Consider the following 229-nt stretch of genomic DNA (forward strand, 5'->3'; position numbering starts at 1 on the left):
AGAAGCAATTGATAAAATGTTAAAAATGAATTATAAGCAAAAAAAATACGATGGAAAAGACATTAAAGAATATCTAACAAAAGAAGTAGCACTAAGAATCATCAAAGAAGAAAAACTAGAAGTGATTTGGTATGATGAAGCACTTAAACCTTTATGTGCAGGTATTAAACACGATAAACAAAGAGATAAATATATTTCTTTTATCACTAATGCTAAAGCAGAGCTTATA

1 pseudogene is annotated in these 229 nt (G+C 26.6%); it reads left to right on the forward strand.

The features are described from left to right. Positions 1-229, forward strand: a pseudogene (locus tag AJ939_RS00005) (hypothetical protein); the annotation flags it as partial.

The sequence above is a fragment of the Campylobacter sp. BCW_6889 genome (assembly GCF_001762535.1).
In the GTDB taxonomy this organism is placed as follows: Bacteria; Campylobacterota; Campylobacteria; order Campylobacterales; family Campylobacteraceae; genus Campylobacter_D; species Campylobacter_D jejuni.